Source organism: Krasilnikovia sp. M28-CT-15 (assembly GCF_047159595.1).
GTDB lineage: Bacteria > Actinomycetota > Actinomycetes > Mycobacteriales > Micromonosporaceae > Actinoplanes.
This window is the reverse complement of sequence record NZ_BAAGAK010000001.1, coordinates 5,719,379-5,741,426: the sequence shown is the minus strand read 5'-3', so window position 1 is coordinate 5,741,426 and position 22,048 is coordinate 5,719,379. Positions and strand designations below refer to the sequence as shown.

The following is a 22,048-nucleotide window of genomic DNA, read 5'->3' as shown; positions in this document are numbered from 1 at the left end:
GAGCGGAGCGTTTACACGGTCACCTGGAGCAGCGGTTCCTGCGCGCGTGGCACTTCGGCTCCCGCGCGTTCATCACGTGCGCCCTCTGCGGCCGCGAACTGCCGGTAGGCTTCGTACGGCTTGCCCACATCAAGCGACGCGCCGACGCGGACAACACCGAGCGCCTCCTGCTTGAGAACACAATGCCCGCCTGCACCCTTGGCTGCGACGAGTTGTTCGAGCGCGGCTTTCTCATCGTCACCACTGACGGCGTCCTCGCCGCGAACGAGGGAAAGCCGACAACCCCCTCTCTTACCACCGTCATCGCCAGCCTCGCCGGCGGTACGGTTCATGGCTATTCGTCAACGCAAGAACCGTTCTTCGCCTGGCACCGGGGCCGCCACACGACCAATCCACCGCCATCGGCCCTGGCAACAGTGGATTAAGAGGACAGACCGACGCCCGTTGTCCTTGACCCCAAGGAAAGATGAGGGTCGGCGACGTGCGGCGTTCTGCGCGCCAGCCTGGGGGACACGTTCCAGCGTCGTCCACTGAAGTCCGCCGCAGACACAACCGATTGTCACCCAGCTAGTCACTCACCCCGTGCCTCGGCCAGATCAAGGTCCGCGGCGCCGTCCACTTCCACGCCTTGATCCGCCTCGACGGCCTCAACCCCCGCGATCTCACTCAGGTCGTGGCGCCCCGGCCGGCACCTCGCCCTGCCGGCCCGCTGCGTCGACGCGTTGATCGCCCACCCGCGTCAGCAGGAACGCGACGGGAGTCGGCCGGCAACCGCTGGATCGAGACCGGCCTGGCCTTCACCACCAAGATCGGGCTGCCGACTGGGCTGAGCATCCCGGAGTCGTCCGGGTGCAGGGCCGGAAGCCCTGGCCGCCGGAGGCCCGTTCCGGGTCGTAGGGCCGGATGCCCTACCCGCCGGAGGCGTCGGCCCTGTTCGGTGTGGCGATTCCGGGATCGCGTGCCAGCAGGAGCGGAGTCGACTCCGGCCCGAGCGGAGTGATGCCGGGGTTGAGGTAGACGTGCGCGCCAGAGTGAGCGGCGACGCCCGAGAGCGCGAGGCACCATCGTGCGAGGTCGCGAAGGCCAGCGGAATCGCCGGAGAGCTCTACGGTCCCGTCATGCACGGCGACGGTGATGGTGCCGCCCTCGGTGTGTGCCACGACGCCGATGCGGGCGTCGTAGGGCGGAACGGAGATCGTGTTGTCAGCCATGTCGAGATTATGCGGGGTGCGGCTCGCGCCTACGCCTGCTGTTTCAGCCGCCAGGGCGGCATCACGCCTCCCTGCCTTTCGGCGTGCTCGCACAGTTCGCGTTGTTTGTATGCACCCGGCACGCCCTGGCCGACCGTCGCCCAGAACGCTCGGGAGTCGGTCATGTGTCCGCTTCCGGTGTGCCACGCCGCGGCGGGGTGCTCATGCCGCAATGCCCTCAACCCGGCCGCGGCGAGACCTTGCCGTCGGTACTCCTCGACCGTGTACGGCTTGTCGACCCAGCCGATTCTTCAGTACGGGCAAATGAGGATCGGGTTCGGGCGGGCACACGGGCCACCTGGTGCGCCTGCTCTCGCAGCGCTTGTATGTCGCCGCCCGAATCTCCATCCACGGAACTCACTCTATTGCGCCAGCAGGCGACCCGCTACGCGATGTTTGCGGCCGACTGCAGAGTGTCAGATGCATTGCAATACATGGATGAGCTCGAGCGGCACGAGCACGCCGGCCCCCGGCAGCCGAGCGCCATCGAGCGACGGTTGGAGAAGGTGGCGTTCGCAGAACTGACGTCGCGGCGAGTTCGACCCGAGGATGCCGCGCCCGACTGACCCGGCCAACATGTGAGCCCTGGGCTGCCCAAAGTCCAGCACCACACTGGTGCCCACACGCAGCGCCTCCAAGGCAACCCAGATGAGCCGTCCCTCCAGCACGTCGCGTCGGCCGTCGGCCTCCGACTCGCCGAACAGCGGGATCATCCACGCGTCTGGGGTCAGGCGCAGCGCCGATGCTGTTCGGCCAGCTCCTTCGCCCGCGTGGTCCTGCCAGCGGCGGGAAGCCCGACCATCAGGAACAACCTAGCCACGTCCTGATTGTGCCGAGCTCGGGGCCGAGTCACCACAGAGATCGGTGCGTCAGGGGCTGGTCTTACGCCACCCCACGTCGTGCCCGGTTAGGACCATCATCGGCGCGATGGGACGCATTTTACGAGTGCTTGAGGCTTCCCGTTGCCGCCAAGCTGAGCAATGTTGACTTCGCTCACTCCGGGAAGCTGGCCAACCGGGATGAAGGCATCACAGTCGAAGGGTCCTGCACTGGTGGTCAATGTGAAGGACTCGGACATGTCGTCGACCGTTATCGGCTTGTCCTGAGGCTGGCTCTCGTACATCTCCTGAAGCTCTCGGAGCGCTTGTTCGCGGGTGCGGAACTCGATCCGTTTCGCCGAGGGCAGGGCCGACAGCGCGGATTCGACGGCCGTTTGCTGCTCCGAAGTGATGCCCTTCTTCAGGAACACGCGGACCGTGTATTGATTCCCGGCCCGCCCAGTCCGGTCAGTAGCGAACAGGATCGCGATGGTCGCTGAAGCCCCCACGAGTATCCCGGCCATGGCAACGGAGGCCAGGACCAGCCGGCGTCGGCGGGGAGAAGGGACGCCATGCTCGCCGGGCGGCGTGCCGACCGGCGACGGCAAATCGGCGGGCGAGTGGTAGCTCGGGTCGGACATGACAGTCGGTTGTACCAGTGGCGGACGACGCCTGAACCTGCGAGTGGCGATACTCACCCATGCCCGGCGGGATCAACCGTTCGACATGAATCATCGGTGTCGATGAATTGGAAACCCGTAATCGTGGTGGATGACTGGAACAATTCCGCGCCAGGGGTATCGAGGGTCCGCGCGGCTCACCCGGCTGCCGTTGCAGTACTAGGCCGGAAGCCGGACCATCAGCAACGGCGACGCCTGTACGACCTCGTCGACACCGTCACTGGCTGACGGGCGGTGTCGGGTCGTGCGGGAGGCTCTGGTGGGTGGCGGACCCCCGCGACAGCCGGCATCTATAGTCGTGGTCGTGCGGGGCAGTGTATGACCATCAGGTTGCTGATCGTCGACGACCAGGCCATGGTGCGTGAAGGCTTCGCTGCCCTGCTCAACGCCCAGCCGGACATCGCCGTCGTTGCGGACGCTTCGGACGGAGCGCAGGCCGTGGCCCGCGCCCGCGAGCAGGCGCCGGACGTGATCCTCATGGACATCCGCATGCCGGTGATGGACGGCGTGGAGGCCCTGCGCCGGATCCTCGATGTCGGCCCCGGCATGCACCGTCCCCGGGTCATCATGCTCACCACTTTCGACCTCGACGACTACGTCTTCGATGCGTTGCGGGCGGGCGCGAGCGGGTTTCTGCTCAAGGACGCGCCGGGCAGTGAGCTCGTCCAGGCGGTCCGGGTGGTGGCGGCGGGGGAGAGCCTGCTGGCGCCGTCGATCACCCGCAGGCTGATCGAGGAGTTCGCCGCCCGCCAGGAGCCGCGCCCCAAGGTGCTGTCGCTCAACGCGCTCACGCCGCGCGAAACCGAGGTGCTCACGCTCATCGCGCGGGGTCAGTCCAACGCCGAGATCGCGGCTGTCCTGACGGTGGCGGAGCAGACCGTGAAGACCCATGTCGGTCGCATCTTCACGAAGCTGAATCTGCGTGACCGGGCCCAGGCCGTCGTCCTGGCGTACGAGAGCGGTCTGATCGCGCCCCAGACGTAGCCCCGCGGAGCTACGGGAAACGTCGCGCCACAGCGTGACGCCCGGGCCTCGTTCACACACCTAGCTTCCTGATCGTCGGTTGGCGATCGGAGGCATTCATGTTCAGCATCGGGATCACGCGTCCTCGGCGGGTTGTCGGTGTCCTCACGTCCGCCGTCGTCTCGACCCTGCTCGGGCTTCCCGCCGCCTGGCTGTTCGGCCCCGCCGAGACGCCCGCGGCAACCGCGGTGCCCCACCGTGCGCAGTGGCTCGCCGAGCCGCTGTCGCCGCCCGACCCCACCAGCGCCGCGCCGTCCACCGTCGCCGGGTTCTTCGCCCGCGTTCCCGCCGCGTCGGCCGAGGACCTCGCCGACCGGTTTCCGGACATCGTCGGACGTCTCGACGGGGCGCCGGTCCGGCTCCGCTACCGCGCCAACCGCATCGTTTCGCCCGCGCACGCCGGGCGGCAGATCCTGCTGTACGACCGGGCCGGCGACGGCCGCATCGCCGAGGTCATCGGCAACCTGAGTACCGCCGACCGGATCGTCGTGCTGGTGCCGGGGGTCGACAGCGTGCTGGCCAACTTCGACACGGGCCACGGCGGACGGTTGCGGCGGGCGCCGTCGTGGCAGGCGCATCAGCTGTACGACCAGATCCACGCTCAGGATCCGTCGGCCCGCGCCGCGGTGATCCCCTGGCTGGGATACGACCCACCCGAGGGCGTACGCCGTGATGCGCTGCGGGAGGACCGGGCCGTCGCCGGGGCGGCCGCGCTCGACCGGTTCGTCGACGGTCTCTCCACGGCCCGTCCCGAGGCAACGATCACGGTGATCGGGCACAGTTACGGGTCGACCGTGGCGGGCCTCGCCGCGGCCGGGCTGAATGCCCAGGTCCATGACCTGGTGGCCATCGGCAGCCCCGGGATGGGCGGCGCCCGTACCGTTTCCGACCTTCATTCGCAGGCCCGCGTCTGGGCGGGCAGTGCGCCCAACGACTGGACTCGGCGGATTCCCGGGGTGCAGGTCTTCGGGGTGGGTCACGGCCGGCTGCCCTGTGACCGGGCGTTCGGGGCGCTCGCGCTGCCCAGTGAGGACGTCGACGGGCACGACGGCTACTTCCTCGACGGCAGCTCGGCGCTGCGGGCGATGGCGGCCATCGTGGTCGGCGGCGCCGGGGACCCGCGGTGAGCGCCCGGAATCGCGGCTGGACCGTGCGGCTGTCCGAGGCGACCCCCGCCGGCCGGGACCGGTTCATCGACGGTCTGCGCGCCGTCGCCATGCTCGGTGTGGTCGCGGGGCACTGGCTGGTGACCGGCCTCGCCGTGACCGACCAGGGTGCGTTCTATCAGCTCAGTCCCTTGCAGGAGATGCCGGGGCTGGCGCCGGCGAGCTGGCTGCTGCAGACGCTCGGCCTCTTCTTCTTCGTCTCCGGGTTCGCCGCGACGCGTGGCCTGATGGCTGCTACCCGGCGCGGGCAGGGTAGGGGCCGCTGGTTTGCCGGACGTCTGGCCAGGTTGGCCCGCCCAGTGGCGGTGTTCGTCGTGGCCTGGGGACTCGCGCTGGTCGTGCTGGCGCTGTCAGGCGTGCCGCAGTGGACCCGGCACACCGTCGGAAAGCTGGCGTTCAGCCCGCTGTGGTTCCTGCTGGTGCTGGTGGTGCTGCTGGCCCTCACGCCGCTGCTGCGATCGGCGTGCCGACGCGCCGGAGCGTGGACCGTTGCCGTACCGGTCGCGGTGGTCGCCGGTGTCGACGGACTGCGGTTCGGCGTCTGGCCCGGCCTTCCCGGGTCCATCGCCATGGTCAATGTGCTGGCCGGCTGGCTGGTCCCGTACCTGATCGGGGTTCTGGTCGCCCTGTCGGGGTCACCCGGCCGCCGCGTCGCGGCCGGCATGCTCTGCGCGGGGCTGGCGGTCTGCGGAGTGCTCATTCTCGGTGCCGGATACCCCGCCAGCATGGTCGGCGTTCCCGGATCCGGTCGGTCCAACCTTGACCCGCCGTCGTTGCTCACCGTCGGGCACACGCTCACGCAGATCGGCCTGGCGATGCTGTTGCGGCCACTGGCGGAACGGCTGTTGCGGCGACCGGCCTGCTGGGCCGCGGTCGTGGTGCTGAACCTGTCGGCGATGACCGTCTTCGTCTGGCACCAGACCGCGCTGATGGTCGTGGCCGCGGCGGGCCGGGTGCTGGCCGGTGCGCCGCCGGGCCTGCTGGACGTGCCCCGCGACGCGGCCTGGATCGCGCACCGGTTCGGCTGGTTCCCCGCTTTCCTGCTGGTCCTGCTTCTGCTCTGCGGGCTGTTCCGGGGCGTGGAGCGGCCGACGCGGCAGCGGCGGGCGGCGACGAGCAGCGAGCTGACCGTCACCGGGCCCGATTCGACGGACGCCCTGGCGCCAAAGGGCGCCACGATCTACGCCGGATTGCCCGGCGACGCGCACAGGACACCACGTTGAGGAGAAGCGCATGACCGAAGCTCACACTCGCCCGCTCGGCAAGCCGGGGGAGAACCGACTCGACAGGCCCATCGACCTGGCCCACGTGGTGAAGCTGTACGCGACGTACGCGGACGACCTCGCCCGGGTACGCGAGGAACAACGGCGGCTGCTCACCGTCGACGAGCCGCGGATGCGGGCCCGCCTCGACGACATCGAAGCGGAGATCACCTACCTGCTGGTCCGTGACGTACGTCCGGCGCTCGTCGCCGAGATCGGTACCTTCTACGGCTGGTCGACCACCTGGCTGCTGCGGGCCCTGCGCGACAACGGGACGGGCCGGCTGCACTCCTACGACATCGTCGACCACGTACGCCGGACCGTTCCCGCTGAGCTTTCGGCCGGGCGCTGGACCTTCCACCAGGGTGACGTGCGAGCGAGCGGGCAGCTGCGACCCGACACGGTCGACTTCCTCTTCATCGACGCCGCGCACACCGCGAGTTTCGCCCGCTGGTACACCCGGCAGGTGTTGCCCCGCGTCAGGACCGGTGTGCCGGTCAGCGTGCACGACGTCCACCAGCGTCTGCAGGTCGGGCCGTTCAGCGAAGGCCGGGTCGTGCTCGGGTGGCTCGGCAGCCGCGGGATCGCCCCCTTCACCGCCGCGCCCCGGGCCGCCCGCGAGGCGTACGAAACGATCGTCGATGTCAAGCGCTCGCTGGGTCTCGCGGAGCCCGTGCACGCGGGCGGGCGCAATCCGATGATCTTCTTCAGGGCGCAGTGACCGCGGCTTCGCTCGCCGGTGGCGGCGCCAACGCCGCGCGGATCGCTGGGCGCGCATGGCTATGCTGCTGCGGATGAGTGGCGGGGGCGGCGAGCACGACCGGACGCCGACGGTGGTGTCCCCGGCGGGGACCGCCAGTGCTCGCGCCGCGGCACGGCGGGCGGGTCGCTCGCTGCGGATCCTGGCGATCGGTCCGGAGCCCACCGGGCCGACGCCGCGGCGGCGGTGGCAGAACCTGTCCTGGGCGGTGGCCTTCGTGCTCGCCCTCATCCTGCTCGGCAACCTCGGCTCGGATCTCGAAGTGCCGCTGGTGCTGGTGCTCGGGTTGAGCGTACTCATCGCGCTGCCCTGCGCGATCGTCCTGACCCGGCCGCTGATGGCCTGGCGGATCGCGTGGGTGACCGCGTTCGGCACCGCGATGTTGCCGTTGGGCGACCCCGGTTCGCCGTGGCCCTGGCATCCGGTGCAGCCACTCGTGCTCGCCGGAGTCTTCCTGCTCTCCGGTACGCGGGTGCAGCGCAGTGTCCTGATCGGGCTGTGGGTCTCCGCGGTCGTGCCCGTCACGCTGCTCGTCGGCCGATCCGCGGTACCCGGAACGGTGCTGTTGTTGACCGTGTTCGCTGTGGCGGGCGACCAGATCCGGGCCCGTCGTGAGGTGCAGGGTGCGCTTGCCCGCGAGGAACAGCGCAGCGAGCAGGAGAAGGCCCGCAGGGCCGTGTTGGAGGAGCGGGCCCGTATCGCGCGCGAGATGCACGACCTCGTGGCGCACCACATGTCGCTCATCGCCGTACGGGCGGAGACCGCGCCATACCGCCGGAGGGGGTCGAGCCCGGAGGTGCACGACGAGTTCGCCCAGATCGCGACCGCGGCGCGGGAGGGGCTGACCGAGATGCGGCGCCTGCTGGGCGTGCTGCGCAGCGACACGCCGGAGCCGGACCGTTCGCCGCAGCCCAGCATGGCCGATCTCGACGACCTCGTCGCGGAGGCGGTCCGCTCGGGCATGGACGTCGAACTCCTTCTGGATCCGGGCCCGGCTCCGGTCGCGGCGACCGTGGGGCTGTCGGTGTACCGCATCGTGCAGGAATGCCTGTCCAACGCCCGGCGGCATGCGCCGGCCGCCCGGGTACGGATCGCGGTGCGCGGCGGACACGACGACCTCGAACTCCGCGTCGTCAACGACCGGTCGGAGGGCGCACCGGTCGACCCCGTGCCGGGCGCCGGCCATGGGGTGGTCGGCATGCGGGAGCGGGCGGAGACCCTGGGCGGCCGGCTCAGCGCCGGGCCGACGGCCGAGGGCGGGTACGAGGTGCGGGCCGTCCTGCCGCGGGCGAACGGGGACTGACGCGGCCAGCGGCGACCACCACGACGTCCCGCGTGGTCTCCTCGGGGGGTTCCGGTCCGCTCGTGCGCGTGCTCGAGCAGGCGCATGACCGGGGTCGCGGCGCTGTACCGGCGCCAGGGCCAGCAGTGGTCCGACGGGATCGATGACCCGGTGTACAGCGGAGTGTGAGATGCCGAAGGCATTCGGCGTGCGCCAACACCTGGCTGATGACGCAGAACGGTCTTTCGAGCGCCAGTAGAGATGCCGCACATGGCCGTCGTGGACACCGCCAGCCGGTCGCTACTGAGAGTTATCGCAGGGGCGTATCGCAGCCGCTTTCTTTACGGTGCGTGACCGGCTATCCTCGCGGTGGCTCGTTCGGGGGGCATCGCGGCGGGAGGGTGATGTGGTGGGCTCAGTGGCAGACGCGTGGGCGGTGGCAGCGGTAGGTGCTGGTCGTGGGCCGGTCTTGGCGGTGCACGATGAGCGTGTCCTGGCCGGATGGGGCCGGCTCGCAGGGGTTCCGCTCGGCGGTCGGGTTTGAGCATGTACGGGGATCCCGAGGAGTTGGACCGCCTCGCTGGCCAGTTGCGGGCGCATGCGGCCGAAGTACGGGAGCACGCGGCCGACCATGTTCGGCAGGGTCAGGTGGCGCGGTGGGTGTCCAGCGCGGCGCAGTCGTTCCGTGATCGGATCGTCGAGGATCAGCGCGAAGCCGATCGGACGGCCGCCGATCTGGAGCGGGCGGCCGATCTGTTGCAGCAGCATGCGCAGGAGGTCCGGGAGAAGCTGGCGTTGATCGCCAAGTTCGAGCACGAGGTGAGCGCGTGGTTCCACCACCAGGTGCGGTCCCTGCGTGACGAGGCGGAGCAGGTCGTGGATGCCGCGGGCAGGCTGCTGAAGCGGGCCGTGACCGAGCCGCCGTGGAGCGGGTGGCCGATCGGGCCCACGAATCTGCCGCCCTCGGGTGACATGCGGTGGCTCGAGGTCGGCGGATTCATGCGCGGGCAAGGGGTGCTGTAGGTGATGGTCAGGACCCCAGACGTGATGGCGCGCCGGTTGGCGTTGTCGCCGGTCGAGTTCTCAGTGCTGGTCGGCGCAGGCCATCTGGTCGCGCCGCCCGGCTTCGACGTACGCACCCTCACCGCCGAAGAGACGGCGGCCGGGGTCGCGACGCTGCGCACGCGGGGCGTGTGCGTGCCCGGCGACGGCGCCACGATCCAGCTGGTGGAGGCCGTGGCCGCCAACGTGGCGGTGCTGGCCGCCGCGACCGTGACGATCCAGGTCGAGGTCTCGGTCCGCGAGCGGGGGCTACGCGCCGTGGTCGCCGTTGCCGGGTCGCTCGGGGCGAGCCTGTTCACCCTCGCCGACGGCGCGGTCGAGCTGTCGCTCTTCCCCGCCCTCGGGTTGGGCGCCGAGCTGATCCGGGCGGTACCGGCCGCCGAACGGTCCGAGGCCGTCGAGTCGCGCATCGCGGCCGCGCTCGGTGGCGACGGCACCGACGTCCGGGTGACGGGGCGGTTGCCGTTGGCCGCGCTCGAGTCCGTCACCGAGTACGTCGCCCCTGCCAGCACCCCGGTCCCGCTGACCGACGCGCAGCAGGCGCTGGCCGCACAGGTCAACCGGCGCACGACCGGGCTGATGTCGTGCCTGGTCACCGGCCGGATCCGAGGTGATTTGGCCGTCGGTCAGGTGGTGTGGCTGGCCACGGACTCGGGCTGGCTCGGTCTGCGGCCCGACCCGGACCCCGACGGCACCCGGATGGTCGTGATCACGCCCGTCGACCGGGCTGACATCGGTGCCTGGGTCGCCGAGTACGTGGCGGAAATCGTGGAGGCGGCGACACCGTGACCCAACCATCGATGCAGATCTCCGGCGGCGCCGGGGGCACCGAAGCGCACTACGAGGATCTGGCGTCGCTGGCCCGCAACAGCGACGACCTGGCCGGCGCGCTCGCCGCCGTCACGGTGAAGTGTCACGGCATCCTGGCCGCCCCGGACGTGCTCGCCTCCGCAGTCCTCGATCCGGGCGGGGTCGCCGCGTTCGAGAAGACACTGCTGGCGGCGTTGGACGGCCGGCACGGCGTGACCGCCCTGGCCGGCCGATACGGTGCCCGAGCGGTCTCACTACGCGCGGCCGCGGCCGCGTACCAGGCCACCGACGCCGCCAGCGGCGCCCTCGTCGACCGGGTCCGGTGGGCCGCCGGTTACTTCGCCGGCGAACACCCGGTGCTGGCCGCCGGGGGGCTCCTCCTGGCCGGAAGCGTGACACTCGGTGGCGCGTTCGTCCTCGATCCCGTGGGGACCGCGTCGGCCTTGTCGGATCCGCAACGGTTCCTCACCGACCACCCTGGAATCCTCGACAATGTCGTCGGCGCGTCCCCCGGCCTGATCTCCGGCCTGACCGGGCTCCCCGTCGGTGATGTCGGCACCGGCGCACACCTGCTCGGCGCGTTGTATCCGGACGGGACTCCGCAGGTCACCGAGGACGGCAGGGACAACACCGCGGCCGCGACGAACGCGCCGGCGGGATTCGGTGATCTCATGAACAGCCTCGACTATCGCAACAACAAAGCCCACGGCGACAATGACGACGAGATCGACGTCCGGGTCGTCACCAAGCCGGACGGCACCAAGTCCTATATCGTCGACATCCCCGGGACCAAGGACTGGAACAACCCCGGGCAGTTCAACCCGGACAGCAACGACCTGGGCACCAACGTCCACGTCCTCGGCGGTGACACCACCAGCCGCGAGAAGGCGATCGCGGACGCCCTGCGCCGTTCCGGTGCCAGCTCCACCGACCCGGTCATGCTGATCGGACACAGTCAGGGCGGCATGGTGGCCGCGCAGGCCGCCGCCGACACCGGCAACGGCGCCTTCAACTACAACGTCACCCACGTCGTCACCGCGGGCTCGCCGATCGCCCGCGCCGACGTCCCCGGCCACGTCCAGGTCCTGTCCCTCGAGAACAGCCACGACCTCGTGCCGCACCTCGACGCCCGCGACAACCCCGACCGGCCGAACTGGACCACCGTCAGGTTCGACCACCAACTTGGCACCGCCGGCGAGAACCACTCCACCACAACGTCCTACCTACCGGCCGCGCGACAGTTGGACCAGAGCACCGACCCCTCCGTGGTCGCGTTCCGCAACAGCGCGGGCTCGTTTCTGTCCACCCCCGCGTCAGGCACCACCGTCCAAGCCGACGTCTACCATCTGCACCGCCAGGGTTAGGAAGGCCATCGACATGGGTGCTGCCAGACAGCGGAGTCACCTTCGCCGGGTTCTCAGCCTGGCATTGGCGGCCGTCCTCACGGTCGCGGCCACCACCGGATGCAACAACAAGAAGAGCGCGGAAACCGACTCCAAGATGCAGGAGATCGCCGCCGGCATCCAGGCCGAACTCGCCACCCGCCCTGGAGTCACCAAGGTCGAGGTCGACTACCAGGACACCTTCGACGCACCAGCCGCCTCGGTGGTGTCCATCACCGCCAAGCACGGCACCGACCTGCAACCCCTCGTCGACGAATCGATCAAGCTGGTCTGGACCAGCAAACTCAATCCGCTCACCTCGATCCGCGTCGACGTCACGGACCCGCAGGACTCCAGCCGCAGCATCGACAAACTACTCACCTTCGCCGAAGCCGGTGAGAAGGCCGAACTCGAACGCAAGTACGGCCCCCGCCCCGCGTAGCGGTAACGGCCATACGACCGGCTTGGGCAGAGCAAAGGACTGTCGTCGTGCAACAGGCGTTGACAGCCCCTGCCCGTTGCCCCCGCGGTATGCCACACATGGGCTACAAGCCTGGACGAGGCGTGCTGGCGCGGCGGAACCTATCGGCCGAAGAGAGCGAGGAGCGCGGCTACGGCACTGATCAGACCGGCTATCGCGATGAGATAGTTGATGGCGATAGCGTGCCAATCGCGCCCACCGCCACCCAGGACGGACGGCGGCCTCAGCTGGGACGCTGTGAGCCGTCTGACCTGTGGATCGTCAATGTGATCACACCTAGGAGGGCCTGGGATTTCGTCGCGTTCGACTGCTGCAGGCATGGTGGCTCCGCTGTGATCGGGTTCCGCAGTCGGGCCTGGGCCTGCACTTCCGAGTGACGGACTCGGGTCTGGTTCCGGCTGCTCCGGGAGCCTGAGACCACCTGGTTTGGGCATGGTTGGGCGCGCCTCTCGTTCTCTTCATGTGGTGTAAGGAGGACTTACGGGTCTGCTGAACCAAATACCTCCGGGTGGTTACAGCCCTTCGGAGGCAATGCACCTTGGCGCCTCGATTGATGGGGATCAGGTTTCGAGCAGGGACAACCGCGCCGCGCGAGCGGACTGCTAAACGCCGTCGTTCGTGGCCTTCACTTGTCAGTACCGCTCGTCCGCCATGGTGTTTGCGAAAGTGCGGCTACCGAATGCAAGTCCGTCGGGATAGGTGGCTGAGCAGGCACGAGCGCCACTTGGCGACACGACCTCTGGCGCCATCGGTTCCGGAAGATCGGGGCCAGGGAGCTGGTTCGCATGGCCGCGAGCCTACGCGCAGGGCCAATTCGATTATGGAAGATTCGGGACTCGCACTATCTGATCACAACTCCGCCACTTGCCTCGGGTACCTGCGAATACAGCTGGGTCACCACGTGTCGTGTTTGCCAGTTGCTGCAGATCAATGCATATTCAGTAGTGAGGGTCACGAAATGGTATCGAGGCGCCCCTTCACGCCAACGCCTCACCACCGACGTCTGAACCGAAGGATGCAACGCGCGATGATGTCGTGATCGAGATCTGAATCCGGCGTACAGGCCGACTCGTCCGCCGCCCACCAGGTCGCCGCCACGACCAAGGCCGTAGCCTGGTGCGATGGACCATCGTTGATGGCCGTCGTTCGTGGACTTTGGTCGTCGTCCGGCGCCCCGTGGACGCCCCGGCGCCCCGTAGGCGCCCCGAGTCCAGCCCCACGGGTCCGGGCTCTCGCGGACGCGTGGGGGCCGGAAGCCTTGGGCTACTTGCGCCGCCCAGACGTAGATCGCGGCGATGCCCAGTGACTGGGCCCCGGTTGGTGGTCCACCGGCTATGAGAGTCGGTTCTGGTTGGTGATCCACGCGGCCCGGAACGCTTCGGGGGTGAGCCCGTTCAGGGAGCCGTGTGGTCTGTAGCTGTTGTACTCGATGTGCCAGTCCTCGGCCAGGACCTGGATCTCGAGCAGGGTGTCGAACTGCTCGCAGGCCAGGAACTCGTCGCGGAACCGGCAGTTGAATGATTCGCAGACGCCGTTCTGCCAGGGCGAGCCGGGATCGATGTAAGCCGGGTCGACGCCGGTGAACCGGCACCAGTCGACCAGCGCGTGCGCAGTCATTTCGGGACCGTTGTCCATCCGCACATGCTGCGGCCGGCGGCCCAGATGCCCGACGAGCCGGTCGAGCACGGCCACCGTAGCGTCCGCGGTGAACGAGCGGGCCGCCCGAGTGGCGAGGGGCTTCGCGGGTGTACTCGTCAATGACGTTCAGGAAGCGGACCTGCCGGCCGTCGGCAGTGACATCGACCTGGAAGTCGAGGGCCCACATCTGGTCCGGGACCTGGGCCCGCATCCGCTGATGCCGCGCCGGGCCACACCGCCGTTTCCTACGGACCCGGGCCGGACGCTTGAGCCCCAGCTCGATCCACAACAGGCGGGTGCGCTTCCGGTTGAGGACCAGCCCTTCCCGGGCGGCGATCGCATGCGTCTTACGCCACCCCCACCGCGGATACTGCGCGGATGTCTGCCGTAGCCTGGCCCGCAGCGGCATCTCGCCGTCGCGGGCCGGTGCCGGTGCCCGGCGCTGTGCCGAGCGGTGCTGACCGACCAACCGACAGGCGCGGCGTTCAGACACCCGGAACCGATCCCGCAGCACCGTCACGGCGCGGCGGCGACGGTCCGGGCTCACCAGTTTCCCTTGTTCAGCTCCTTGAGCATGTCTCTGTCCAGCAGCTGATCCGCGACGATCTTCTTCAGTCGGGTGTTCTCCCGCTCTAACTCCTTGAGCCGTTTGGCATCATCGGCCTTCATCCCGCCGTACTGCGCCACCCACCGATGCCAGGTCGGCTCGGAAATCTCCAGCTGCTTACACACCTCGGCCAGGCCACTGCCCTGCCCGATCAACTTCTCGCCCTCGCGCAGCTTCCGAATGACCTGCTCCGGCGTGTGCCGTCGACGCGTACCCATTTCGTGATCCGTCCTCCCGCCCCATCATGGGGCATCGGACTCTCACAACCGGTGGACCACTCCACGGGGACCCAGTCAGCAGACCCGAGGCATGTACAGCACGCCCGAATGACGCCTCTTTCAAACACGCACTCTCCTTTAGACACCCACTACTGGTGACCGCTGGCCGGCCGCCGAGAGCTATTGACCGAAGACGCAGAACACCGTTCACGTTTCGGACCGCGGGTGATGCGCGGCTCGTGCGTGGGCGAGCAGGACAGGCGAACGGCGACCCGGCCTTCGGCTTCTGCCGCTGACGCGCGTGATCGGGGCTGATCCGGCGTCGGGTACGCGGATGCTGGTGTTGGGGCCGGTGGGGCCGAGCAACTGCGTTCACACGCTGACGCCCATCCTCCGGGTCCGGAATGGACCGCGCCACGCCGCGACACCGGTGCAGCAGCCCAATCTGTTTTCGCTCGTGACGAAGTCAACGACCTCCATCAGGCTGACTGATGGACCTCTGCCCTCGGTTCCGGAGAGGTTCGCCGAGGTTGCCGTGGAACGGCTCGCGCCGCGCGGAGAAGGACCTCCGCGCGGCGCGAGCAGTGGTGCAGCCGGTCAGGACTTGGCGAAGCCGATGTTCTCGTAGGTGACGCTGGCAAAGCCCTTGGCGCCGAAGTTGGCCACGTCCTTCTTGGTGGCGGCAAGCTCAGGCCGCTGGTAGAGGGTCAGCGAGTGGACCTCCTGCCAGACGTCGCCGAGGCGGCGTAGTTCGGCGGCGAGGTCGGCGCGTCGCATTCGCAGTGCAGCGCGGAGGTTGCGCAACACAATGTCTTTGGCGATGCGGTCGAGCTCTCTGACCGCGCAGCTTGCCGTCGCCAAACCCGGCCCGTCCGGCTGGGTGGTCTCCGCGCTGCCCGCGCTGGCCTTCCTCGGCCTGTCCAAGCTCGTCTTCACCGCCACCACCACCCGGCCCACCACCGACCCGGTCACGGCTGAAACGCCGGCCACCTCCCGCGCCCCGTCACCCGACACCACGCGCCCCGAGGATCAGTCGGCCGCCGCAACACCTCAGACCCGGGCCACCGCCCCAATCGCCACGAGCACCCCGGCGACGAAGACAACCGCCCGGACACCCGCCGACAAGACCAACCCGGCACTCGCACCGACCATCACGGCCGACTCCGGCACGGACACGGCGACGGCCCCGGCCGCCCCGGTTGTGAGGACGTTCCCGGCGCCGCTGCTGGCCAACGCCCGCACCCTCGCCGCCTCACACCACGACACCCACGGCGAACCGATCAGCTCCCACCAACTCGCCGTCCGGCTGCGCGTCCCCACCACCGACGCCGCCGACATCCTCACCCAACTCGCTACCAATCCGCCCGCGGCCACCACAAAGCCGCACAACGGCAACGCTGTGGGAGTCAACGCCTGATGAGTAGCTCGACGCTGCCCCTCACACCCACCACCACGGTGGGTGTGGGGGAGAACGCCGAGACACCCGCCCACCCGCGGCGTGGCCGTTTCGGGTCAGCCCTCGTGGTTGGGGTGTACTCCGTACTTCTCGATGGCGAAGCGCCAGAACAGGCGTACCGCGTCATTGCCGGGCCGCACGATCCGCTCGTCGAGGCCCGAGGCCGCACAGTGCTCGATCAGCACCTCAGGACTGCCGGCGGTGACGGCGGTAGCGGCTGGCTGCGGCCGGACCCAGATCACGTCGACCGGCCCCCGCACCGGCACCGGAGTCGTGGTGACGGCCAGATCATGCATCGAGGTGAAACCCGCCAGCCGGTCCGCGGCGCACGACCGGATGCTGTCCACCACCTCGCACATGAACCGGTACTTCGGACTGCCGGTCGTGTACTCCTCGAAGCGCCCGGCGATGACATCCCAGGCCACGGCGTCGAACCGGGTCAGCGCCCGCGAGTAGATCCACACCCGGCCAGCCTGCCACACCCAGGCATCATCACAGCGACGGCGGTGATCCCGTGACCGTCTCCGCGACACCAGCCTTCTGGCCGTGGGCAACACCCACCACCAACCCCGGCGAGCACCCGGACGCGCGGCTCGGGTTCGACCCGGCCGAGGTCGGCGTTCGGCACGCCGATCGACCCGCGCACTTCAACCGCTCCTGGGACGCCCGGTGCGCCAAGGCGGGCATTCGGAAGATCACCGTGCACGACGCCCGGCGCACCTGTGGATCACTGCTGGCGGATCTCGACGTGCATCCCCGGGTGGCGATGACGATCCTGCGGCACGCCCGGTTCTCGATCACGATGAGATTTACGCAGGTGTCATCGAAGTCGACGCGGGAAGCGCTCAAGAAGTTGGGGGAGAGCCTCGATCGGTGACCGCTGCTGAACGGGCAGCAAAAAGACCATGTTCGTCAATTGAACATGGCCTCCGAGCTGGTCCGCGATACCGGAACCGAACCAGTGACCGCTTCCGTGTCAAAATTGGTCAAGGTCAATCCGCCACCTGCAGGTCTTGCTATATGCGCTGGTCAGGGCGTCGGTGCTCGTTGGTCTGGGGGAGTCCCTGAAACGCCGTTTCGCAAGACTTCTCCCAGATTTCTCCCAACGCCGGATCTGAGCGGGCACACGATCAGCGCGCTACTCGCCGTTGCGGATGCCGGTCTCGTAGACGTGGCGGCGCACGAGCTCGTCGTGTTCGAGGATCGTGTCGACGACCTTCCAGAACTCGGCGAGTCGGGGGTGGGTCAGCCCCTCCTCGCGGCTGAGCTTCTGGCCGAAGATCGGACCGTCGGGCGCGGCAGCGCCGCCGTTGACCAGTGTCGCGGCGGGTGCCGGCGAACCGATGACGGGTCCGACGCGGCATCCGAAGGTGATGTGATCGTCGAACTGGTTGCCGCCCCAGGTGCCGAGGATGGCGTCGATCCATGCCTCGTGCACGCCGTTGTGGTGGTAGCAACTGGCGTAGTAGACGGCCAGTGCCGTGGTGCCGTCGTAGATGTTGGCCCAGGTTCGGTCGGCCTGGGTGTTGCAACACGGGCAGACAAATTGCCGTACCTGGCGGCTGCCCTCATCGATCACGAGAGTCACGGCGGGAACTGTACTGCTGCCATTCGATCGTTCGAGTCGGCATCCCGTCGCGCAAGCGTCGCTCGGCCGGGCGCGGTCTGGTTGCCTCTGGTGTGCGCCGGGGCGCCGACCGGCCTTGCCAACCCGGAGTCGCCCGGGTCCAGGGCTGGAAGCTCTGGCCGCCGGAGGCCGGTCCCAGATCAGGCTGCAGGCGCCTGGAGCGGGTGGCGGCCGAGATGGATCAGTCCAGCGGAAACACTCGTACGGGGTCGAGGTGCAGTTCATACGGCCCCTCGCAATCGGCGGCAAGGGTCGCCAGCGCCGTCCCGCAGGGACAGGCCCGGTTGGGTCCCTGCATTCCGTCCGGCCCGCAGCATCCATTGCTGTTCTTGAAGCCCGGCAGAGGCTGGAGCAACGGCGCGTCGTCAGGATGGATGACCACCGTGTTCCGCGGCCCGGCGGAGATGAGGTATCCGTCGCGGCTTCCGCAGGGCAGCCCGCGCGGCTGGCACGGCACGGGGTTCCCGTCTGGCGAATGGACGAAGGGTGCTCCCCACGGCTCGGGCTCGATGGCGTAGTTCCCCTGAGGGATGGTCGAGGCTGCCAGGTGCTGGCCCCTCCTCGTGCGACCGAAGTCGTCCGCGACCTCAGGAACGTAGTGAAGTCGGATGAGATTCGGAGTCAGCTCGGTGCTGCACTTCGCGCAGAGGAAGACGGTCACGCCGACATTGTTAGGGAGGCGTCAATGCCACCGCATCCGTGTTTCATGATCGGCGAGGCCGGCATCACGAAACGGCACCTGAACGGTTGCGGGGCGCCGGCCAATAGTCGTCCGGTCCACCCGAAGCCTCGGTCGCCTCGTTGTTGAGGACGCCGGGGCTTCGGCGTGTCCGCCGGTGTCGCGGTGGGCGGCTGCCGGCTCGCGCCGTGGCCGCCAGGCCAAAGGCGCGACCGGCCGACAGAGCGGCCGCGCGGCGGCCCGGGAGCTCTCGGGGGATGACTGTCAGCTACGACGACGTCCGCAAATGGGACGCTGAGGCGATCGAGACGTCGGCCACCAACCTGCGCGGCCGACAGGAGAAGCTCATGGGGCTGCAGGACGAGCTCGACGTGGCCGGGAGACTGCCCGATTGGCGCGGCCCCGCAGGCGAGGGCGCACGCAGTTCGCTGGGAGACACGCGGAACAAGGCCGAGATCCTGATCGCGGAGCTGTCGGCCGTCGAACGCGCCCTGCACAGCGCGTCGGACGACGTGGCCGCCCTGAAGCCCCGGATCGCCAACGACCGACTTCCCACCGACCCCGTACGGATCCGAGGAATTGCGCCGAATCACCGACCGGCAACGGGAGAACTCGTGGAGCTACAGCGAGGATGTGGGATTCGTGCACCGCAACGGGGGGCGGTTGGTGACCACCCCGAACGGCATGATGTGGGCTTGGGCGGGAACCTCATCCCGGACGTATTCAGCCAGAACGGCGGAACGACCTATGGCGACACGTTCATGATGAACATCGACGACCCGGAGGACCCGGCGGAACAGCTTCGACAGGCGGCGAAGTCGGGCCACGCGTGGTACGAGGGCGATGACGGCCCGTACCAGGTGCACTCGACACGGACCGACTACTGCACCACGAGGAGCGCCACTCCCAGCAATGGGCGCGCGAAGGCTATACGGGCTTCCTCGCCTCCTATCTGTGGGAGCAGGCCACCGGCGGCAACGAAACCGAGGAAGGCGCGGGACTTTCCGATGGCGGATATCGCTAGATGGTTGCGCGTTGCGTGCGCTGCCCTACTCGTGGCGGCGGTGACCGCGGCGTGCGACACCAAGGCGCAGTTCGCGCCGTCGCTGCCACCGGCGGCCGGGTTCCGTGTCGACAACGGCGTCCTGAAACTGTGGACGGGCACCCCGTGCGAGGGCGTTACCGGCATGAGGTTGATCTTCGACGCCGGCACCAAGGAGAGCGCGGAGCAGGCGTGGACCGCCCCACTGCCAGGGGTGCCGGTGGAGCGCATGGACCTGCTGAAAACCGCCGGGGGATCTCCCCCGGACACCGGTGGTCCTCTCCAGATCCAGCAACGGCTGCCGACGGACTACGACTGGACCAAGGCAGGCTGGCTCAACTTCTCGGTTGACGGCCCGAAGGCGTGGGGTGCCAGAGTCGATGTCGCCCAGGTGCTGCGCGAGTCGGCCCAGCACCCGTCCGGGAGCTATCTGTTCGGCCAGCGCGGCTGGATGGACGCGGCGGAGGTCCAACGCGAGAACCAGAAGTCCTTCCTGACCGTCTGCACTCCCGACCCAGACTGATGATGAACTCGCCCGAAAGCAGCGGCCGCACAACCACCCTGCGGACAGTGCTGCGGCGACTCGTGCTCGGCGCGTTCGCCAGCACCGCCATGGTGATCGTGCTGCTCGTCGGTGTGGCGGTGCGCAGCATCATCGGATTGTCCTTCGATCCGCACGGCTACGGAATGTTGTTCGGGATCCTGCTCGCGGCGTTACTGACACCGGTTGCGCTGGCGCTGTGGCTGTTGTACCGATCAATGCGACGACGCGCCAGTTGACAAGTCACGCATCAGCCCCGGCGAATCACCCCGGACTCTTGGAGACGTCCGTGGATCGGTGATCCCCGAGGTGGTGGCGAAAGGGCCATCAGGGCGATCCTCCCCCGCGGCTACCAAGTCCGCATCTGGTATCCAGGATCACTCGAGCCCGTGACACTGGCTGGTGTTGCGGCGCCCTAACCCCCGGGAGAAATAGGATGATTGTTAACGCTTTGATTCACAATAAGTGGCACTATGCAGAAAACGAATCAGAGATATGTGAATTGATTACTGAAGTGATCGAGAATTCTGAGCCGGAAGGCATCGTTACCGTCGACTCGATGCAGTTTCCAACGGCAGGCGAGGACGCGCGATTTATGATCTCTGATCGGCGCCACACAAGTGGCGATGAATATCCTTACAACGAACTTGCCGTGGCCGTAAACCCGTCTACCGGCTATGGTGCCCTAATCTGGCACGTTTCTAAGAAATTTGCCAGAAAAGGTGGGATCTATGATCACATCTGGGTGTCTAACAATCCGAAGCCGCCCAACCTCGACCCTCGCGTTGTGTCGGATCCCTGGAATCCGACATTCCATGATCCTAGGAGTGCTCTTCCAGTGCCTCAGGTGCGCGCCGCTCTTGAGGAGTTCTGCCGCACCGGAACCGGCGACCGCCCACAATCAATTGGCTGGGTTCGAGGCTGGATGGACGGACACCGGATCGACGAGAGTCCATAGTTCCATCCCGAGGAGACCCACGGGCGGCGCCACCAGAGTCAGGCTGCTGCCCGCCGCGCCGTCGCAGGCCGAAAAGGCCATCTAGGACACCGACGAGGTGCCCTGCCTGCCATGCCCGGACCCGATTAGCACGGCGCGGAGCCGAACGCCGCGACCGGCCACGGTAACCGGTCCAGCGACCGAAGATCGCTGGCGCCCAGCCGGACACCAAGGTTGTTGATGGCAGACCGCACGCAGCGCTCGATCAAAGACGTCAACGCCGGCGACGAGGTTCTGGCGCTGGACCTGAAGACTGGTCTGGCGAAGCCAGAGCGTGTCGAACTGCAACACCGCAGCACCGACCACGAGTTCTCGGACGTCACGGTCAAGGACCGCAACCGCCGCGCCACGGTCATCCGCACGACGCAGAACCACCCCTTCCGGAAGAAAACCACGAAGGAGTGGTCCAAGGCCAAGGACCTCGAGCGCGGCAACGAGCGGGCCCGGTCGTAGTCCAGACGTCAAGAGCTTCGCGGGTACCGCTGCCGCCCCCGGGTTCGTGGAGGCGATCGCCAGCTTTGACTGAGTCTCATCAGGCGGTCCCGAGTGCTTCGAGCAACGGTTCGAATGATGTCGTCAGGCTGGCGAGTACAGCTGCGCCCTTCTTGGCTGTGCCAAGCGACGGTCGCCCGATGACACCTGGCAGAAGGTGCTGACCGCGGTGCAGGCCGACAGCGACGCGGCCGGTGAGCTGGACTGGCTGGCGGTGGCGGTGGACTCGACCGTGGTGCGGGCCTATCAGCACGCTGCCGGGCTGCGGCCGGGACAAGACCACGACGGTACGAGCCGGCCGACCACTGCCTCGGCCGGTCCCGCGGCGGCCTGAGCACCAAGGTCGACCTCGCTACAGAGTCGCGGTGCCGGCCGACGAGCCTGCTCGTCACCGCCGGGCAGGCCGGTGACGCACCCCAGTTCGCCGGGGTCATGGACGCCATCTCGGTGCCTCGCCGCGGACCTGGACGGTCTCGGCGGCGCCAGGAGCGGGTGCTCGCGGACAAGGCGTACTCGTCTCGGGCGATCCGCGAGTGGCTGCGCAGGCGTGGGAGGGGCCACGATCCCGCAGCCGTCCGATCAGAAGGCCCACCGCCTACGGCGAGCCGGAGGGCGGCTGTGGCTGCCGCTGCTCAACGGCACCGAACGGCTCGGCGTGCTCGCATTCACCCTGCCCGCAGCCGCGGACGCACGTGAGGGCTCCACGTGATTTCCCCTGTTCCCACATCGAGGTACTGCCCATACCCGAACCGGCTCCCTACTCGTGGTGCCGCGC

General features: G+C 68.4%; 24 protein-coding genes and 3 pseudogenes. 17 read left to right on the top strand and 10 right to left on the bottom strand.

Going from position 1 to position 22,048, the window contains the following annotated elements:
- Positions 1-11: 11 nt before the first annotated feature.
- The 4 genes from ACMCNO_RS26330 to ACMCNO_RS26315 all read right to left on the bottom strand — a co-directional run bounded on the left by ACMCNO_RS26330 (position 12) and on the right by ACMCNO_RS26315 (position 2,709).
- Complete coding sequence (locus ACMCNO_RS26330; protein WP_412752123.1) at positions 12-332, bottom strand: hypothetical protein; 321 nt, start codon at positions 330-332, stop codon at positions 12-14.
- Positions 333-908: 576 nt separating this feature from the next.
- Positions 909-1,211: a hypothetical protein gene (locus ACMCNO_RS26325; RefSeq protein ID WP_412752122.1), complete on the bottom strand. Its 303-nt coding sequence runs from the start codon at positions 1,209-1,211 to the stop codon at positions 909-911.
- 455 nt (positions 1,212-1,666) lie between these two features.
- The gene (locus ACMCNO_RS26320) at positions 1,667-1,963 is read right to left on the bottom strand and encodes a hypothetical protein (protein ID WP_412752121.1); all 297 of its coding nucleotides are present in this window, start codon (positions 1,961-1,963) and stop codon (positions 1,667-1,669) included.
- A gap of 203 nt (positions 1,964-2,166) precedes the next feature.
- Positions 2,167-2,709, bottom strand: a complete 543-nt coding sequence (locus tag ACMCNO_RS26315; protein ID WP_412752120.1) for a cell division protein FtsX — start codon at positions 2,707-2,709, stop codon at positions 2,167-2,169.
- Positions 2,710-3,066: 357 nt separating this feature from the next.
- Between ACMCNO_RS26315 and ACMCNO_RS26310 the strand changes: the two genes are divergently transcribed.
- From ACMCNO_RS26310 to ACMCNO_RS26290, 5 genes are all read left to right on the top strand, one after another.
- Complete coding sequence (locus tag ACMCNO_RS26310) at positions 3,067-3,732, top strand: response regulator (RefSeq protein WP_412752119.1); 666 nt, start codon at positions 3,067-3,069, stop codon at positions 3,730-3,732.
- Between the two features lie 98 nt (positions 3,733-3,830).
- On the top strand, positions 3,831-4,898 hold the full coding sequence (locus ACMCNO_RS26305) for an alpha/beta hydrolase (protein WP_412752118.1): 1,068 nt from the start codon (positions 3,831-3,833) through the stop codon (positions 4,896-4,898).
- Positions 4,895-6,160 carry an acyltransferase family protein gene (locus ACMCNO_RS26300; RefSeq protein WP_412752117.1) on the top strand — a complete coding sequence of 422 codons (1,266 nt, stop codon included), beginning with the start codon at positions 4,895-4,897 and terminating at the stop codon, positions 6,158-6,160. The genes ACMCNO_RS26305 and ACMCNO_RS26300 overlap by 4 nt, the downstream gene beginning before the upstream one ends.
- A 10-nt stretch (positions 6,161-6,170) precedes the next feature.
- The gene (locus tag ACMCNO_RS26295; protein ID WP_412752116.1) at positions 6,171-6,920 is read left to right on the top strand and encodes a class I SAM-dependent methyltransferase; all 750 of its coding nucleotides are present in this window, start codon (positions 6,171-6,173) and stop codon (positions 6,918-6,920) included.
- 73 nt (positions 6,921-6,993) lie between these two features.
- Positions 6,994-8,262: a sensor histidine kinase gene (locus tag ACMCNO_RS26290; protein WP_412752115.1), complete on the top strand. Its 1,269-nt coding sequence runs from the start codon at positions 6,994-6,996 to the stop codon at positions 8,260-8,262.
- 96 nt (positions 8,263-8,358) lie between these two features.
- Here the strand turns inward: ACMCNO_RS26290 and ACMCNO_RS26285 are convergent.
- Positions 8,359-8,484, bottom strand: a pseudogene (locus tag ACMCNO_RS26285) (IS5/IS1182 family transposase); the annotation flags it as partial.
- Positions 8,485-8,787: 303 nt separating this feature from the next.
- Here ACMCNO_RS26285 and ACMCNO_RS26280 point away from each other — a divergent pair.
- From ACMCNO_RS26280 to ACMCNO_RS26265, 4 genes are read left to right on the top strand one after another with little or no spacing between them, the layout of a single operon-like run.
- Entirely contained in the window at positions 8,788-9,264 is a 477-nt protein-coding gene (locus ACMCNO_RS26280; RefSeq protein ID WP_412752114.1) for a WXG100 family type VII secretion target, read from the top strand.
- 3 nt (positions 9,265-9,267) lie between these two features.
- Entirely contained in the window at positions 9,268-10,092 is an 825-nt protein-coding gene (locus tag ACMCNO_RS26275) for an ESX secretion-associated protein EspG (protein ID WP_412752113.1), read from the top strand.
- Positions 10,089-11,477, top strand: a complete 1,389-nt coding sequence (locus ACMCNO_RS26270; RefSeq protein ID WP_412752112.1) for an alpha/beta hydrolase — start codon at positions 10,089-10,091, stop codon at positions 11,475-11,477. The genes ACMCNO_RS26275 and ACMCNO_RS26270 overlap by 4 nt, the downstream gene beginning before the upstream one ends.
- 13 nt (positions 11,478-11,490) lie before the next feature.
- Positions 11,491-11,937 carry a hypothetical protein gene (locus ACMCNO_RS26265; protein WP_412752111.1) on the top strand — a complete coding sequence of 149 codons (447 nt, stop codon included), beginning with the start codon at positions 11,491-11,493 and terminating at the stop codon, positions 11,935-11,937.
- Between the two features lie 1,371 nt (positions 11,938-13,308).
- On the opposite strand, the pseudogene ACMCNO_RS26260 reads toward ACMCNO_RS26265, so the two are convergent.
- Both ACMCNO_RS26260 and ACMCNO_RS26255 read right to left on the bottom strand, forming a co-directional pair.
- Positions 13,309-14,439, bottom strand: a pseudogene (locus ACMCNO_RS26260) (IS3 family transposase).
- A 597-nt stretch (positions 14,440-15,036) separates the two neighbouring features.
- Positions 15,037-15,216 (bottom strand): hypothetical protein, encoded by a 180-nt coding sequence (locus ACMCNO_RS26255; RefSeq protein ID WP_412752110.1) that lies wholly within the window; start codon positions 15,214-15,216, stop codon positions 15,037-15,039.
- A 43-nt stretch (positions 15,217-15,259) separates the two neighbouring features.
- Between ACMCNO_RS26255 and ACMCNO_RS26250 the strand changes: the two genes are divergently transcribed.
- Positions 15,260-15,856 (top strand): hypothetical protein, encoded by a 597-nt coding sequence (locus ACMCNO_RS26250; protein WP_412752109.1) that lies wholly within the window; start codon positions 15,260-15,262, stop codon positions 15,854-15,856.
- 95 nt (positions 15,857-15,951) lie between these two features.
- On the opposite strand, the gene ACMCNO_RS26245 is transcribed toward ACMCNO_RS26250, so the two are convergent.
- Positions 15,952-16,377: a hypothetical protein gene (locus ACMCNO_RS26245; RefSeq protein ID WP_412752108.1), complete on the bottom strand. Its 426-nt coding sequence runs from the start codon at positions 16,375-16,377 to the stop codon at positions 15,952-15,954.
- A 141-nt stretch (positions 16,378-16,518) separates the two neighbouring features.
- On the opposite strand from ACMCNO_RS26245, the pseudogene ACMCNO_RS26240 reads away from it, so the two are divergent.
- Positions 16,519-16,772, top strand: a pseudogene (locus tag ACMCNO_RS26240) (tyrosine-type recombinase/integrase); the annotation flags it as partial.
- A 261-nt stretch (positions 16,773-17,033) separates the two neighbouring features.
- Here ACMCNO_RS26240 and ACMCNO_RS26235 read toward each other — a convergent pair.
- Both ACMCNO_RS26235 and ACMCNO_RS26230 read right to left on the bottom strand, forming a co-directional pair.
- Positions 17,034-17,483 carry a hypothetical protein gene (locus ACMCNO_RS26235; RefSeq protein WP_412752107.1) on the bottom strand — a complete coding sequence of 150 codons (450 nt, stop codon included), beginning with the start codon at positions 17,481-17,483 and terminating at the stop codon, positions 17,034-17,036.
- Positions 17,484-17,703: 220 nt separating this feature from the next.
- A complete protein-coding gene (locus ACMCNO_RS26230) occupies positions 17,704-18,183 on the bottom strand; it encodes a hypothetical protein (protein ID WP_412752106.1) in 480 nt (159 codons plus the stop codon).
- A 275-nt stretch (positions 18,184-18,458) separates the two neighbouring features.
- Between ACMCNO_RS26230 and ACMCNO_RS26225 the strand changes: the two genes are divergently transcribed.
- The 6 genes from ACMCNO_RS26225 (at position 18,459) to ACMCNO_RS26200 (ending at position 21,969) form a co-directional block, all read left to right on the top strand.
- Positions 18,459-19,766, top strand: a complete 1,308-nt coding sequence (locus ACMCNO_RS26225; protein WP_412752105.1) for a WXG100 family type VII secretion target — start codon at positions 18,459-18,461, stop codon at positions 19,764-19,766.
- A 47-nt stretch (positions 19,767-19,813) separates the two neighbouring features.
- The gene (locus tag ACMCNO_RS26220) at positions 19,814-20,023 is read left to right on the top strand and encodes a hypothetical protein (RefSeq protein WP_412752104.1); all 210 of its coding nucleotides are present in this window, start codon (positions 19,814-19,816) and stop codon (positions 20,021-20,023) included.
- Positions 20,024-20,220: 197 nt separating this feature from the next.
- Positions 20,221-20,742, top strand: coding sequence for an Imm1 family immunity protein (locus ACMCNO_RS26215; protein ID WP_412752103.1), 522 nt, complete (start codon positions 20,221-20,223; stop codon positions 20,740-20,742).
- Positions 20,743-20,961: 219 nt separating this feature from the next.
- A complete protein-coding gene (locus ACMCNO_RS26210) occupies positions 20,962-21,234 on the top strand; it encodes a Hint domain-containing protein (RefSeq protein ID WP_412752102.1) in 273 nt (90 codons plus the stop codon).
- A gap of 208 nt (positions 21,235-21,442) precedes the next feature.
- Positions 21,443-21,607 (top strand): hypothetical protein, encoded by a 165-nt coding sequence (locus tag ACMCNO_RS26205; RefSeq protein WP_412752101.1) that lies wholly within the window; start codon positions 21,443-21,445, stop codon positions 21,605-21,607.
- Entirely contained in the window at positions 21,604-21,969 is a 366-nt protein-coding gene (locus ACMCNO_RS26200) for a transposase (protein ID WP_412753815.1), read from the top strand. The genes ACMCNO_RS26205 and ACMCNO_RS26200 overlap by 4 nt, the downstream gene beginning before the upstream one ends.
- Positions 21,970-22,048 lie beyond the last annotated feature (79 nt).

Excerpts from the sequence above, each read along its gene's own strand:
- ACMCNO_RS26310 (WP_412752119.1), top strand. The coding sequence starts at position 3,067 with ATGACCATCAGGTTGCTGATCGTCGACGACCAGGCCATGGTGCGTGAA.
- ACMCNO_RS26215 (WP_412752103.1), top strand. The coding sequence starts at position 20,221 with ATGATTGTTAACGCTTTGATTCACAATAAGTGGCACTATGCAGAAAAC.
- ACMCNO_RS26305 (WP_412752118.1), top strand. The coding sequence starts at position 3,831 with ATGTTCAGCATCGGGATCACGCGTCCTCGGCGGGTTGTCGGTGTCCTC.
- ACMCNO_RS26330 (WP_412752123.1), bottom strand. The coding sequence starts at position 332 with ATGAACCGTACCGCCGGCGAGGCTGGCGATGACGGTGGTAAGAGAGGG.
- ACMCNO_RS26255 (WP_412752110.1), bottom strand. The coding sequence starts at position 15,216 with ATGCGACGCGCCGACCTCGCCGCCGAACTACGCCGCCTCGGCGACGTC.
- ACMCNO_RS26295 (WP_412752116.1), top strand. The coding sequence starts at position 6,171 with ATGACCGAAGCTCACACTCGCCCGCTCGGCAAGCCGGGGGAGAACCGA.
- ACMCNO_RS26280 (WP_412752114.1), top strand. The coding sequence starts at position 8,788 with ATGTACGGGGATCCCGAGGAGTTGGACCGCCTCGCTGGCCAGTTGCGG.
- ACMCNO_RS26250 (WP_412752109.1), top strand. The coding sequence starts at position 15,260 with ATGCGGTCGAGCTCTCTGACCGCGCAGCTTGCCGTCGCCAAACCCGGC.
- ACMCNO_RS26290 (WP_412752115.1), top strand. The coding sequence starts at position 6,994 with ATGAGTGGCGGGGGCGGCGAGCACGACCGGACGCCGACGGTGGTGTCC.
- ACMCNO_RS26225 (WP_412752105.1), top strand. The coding sequence starts at position 18,459 with ATGACTGTCAGCTACGACGACGTCCGCAAATGGGACGCTGAGGCGATC.
- ACMCNO_RS26265 (WP_412752111.1), top strand. The coding sequence starts at position 11,491 with ATGGGTGCTGCCAGACAGCGGAGTCACCTTCGCCGGGTTCTCAGCCTG.
- ACMCNO_RS26315 (WP_412752120.1), bottom strand. The coding sequence starts at position 2,709 with ATGTCCGACCCGAGCTACCACTCGCCCGCCGATTTGCCGTCGCCGGTC.
- ACMCNO_RS26320 (WP_412752121.1), bottom strand. The coding sequence starts at position 1,963 with ATGATCCCGCTGTTCGGCGAGTCGGAGGCCGACGGCCGACGCGACGTG.
- ACMCNO_RS26210 (WP_412752102.1), top strand. The coding sequence starts at position 20,962 with ATGGCAGACCGCACGCAGCGCTCGATCAAAGACGTCAACGCCGGCGAC.
- ACMCNO_RS26325 (WP_412752122.1), bottom strand. The coding sequence starts at position 1,211 with ATGGCTGACAACACGATCTCCGTTCCGCCCTACGACGCCCGCATCGGC.
- ACMCNO_RS26275 (WP_412752113.1), top strand. The coding sequence starts at position 9,268 with ATGGTCAGGACCCCAGACGTGATGGCGCGCCGGTTGGCGTTGTCGCCG.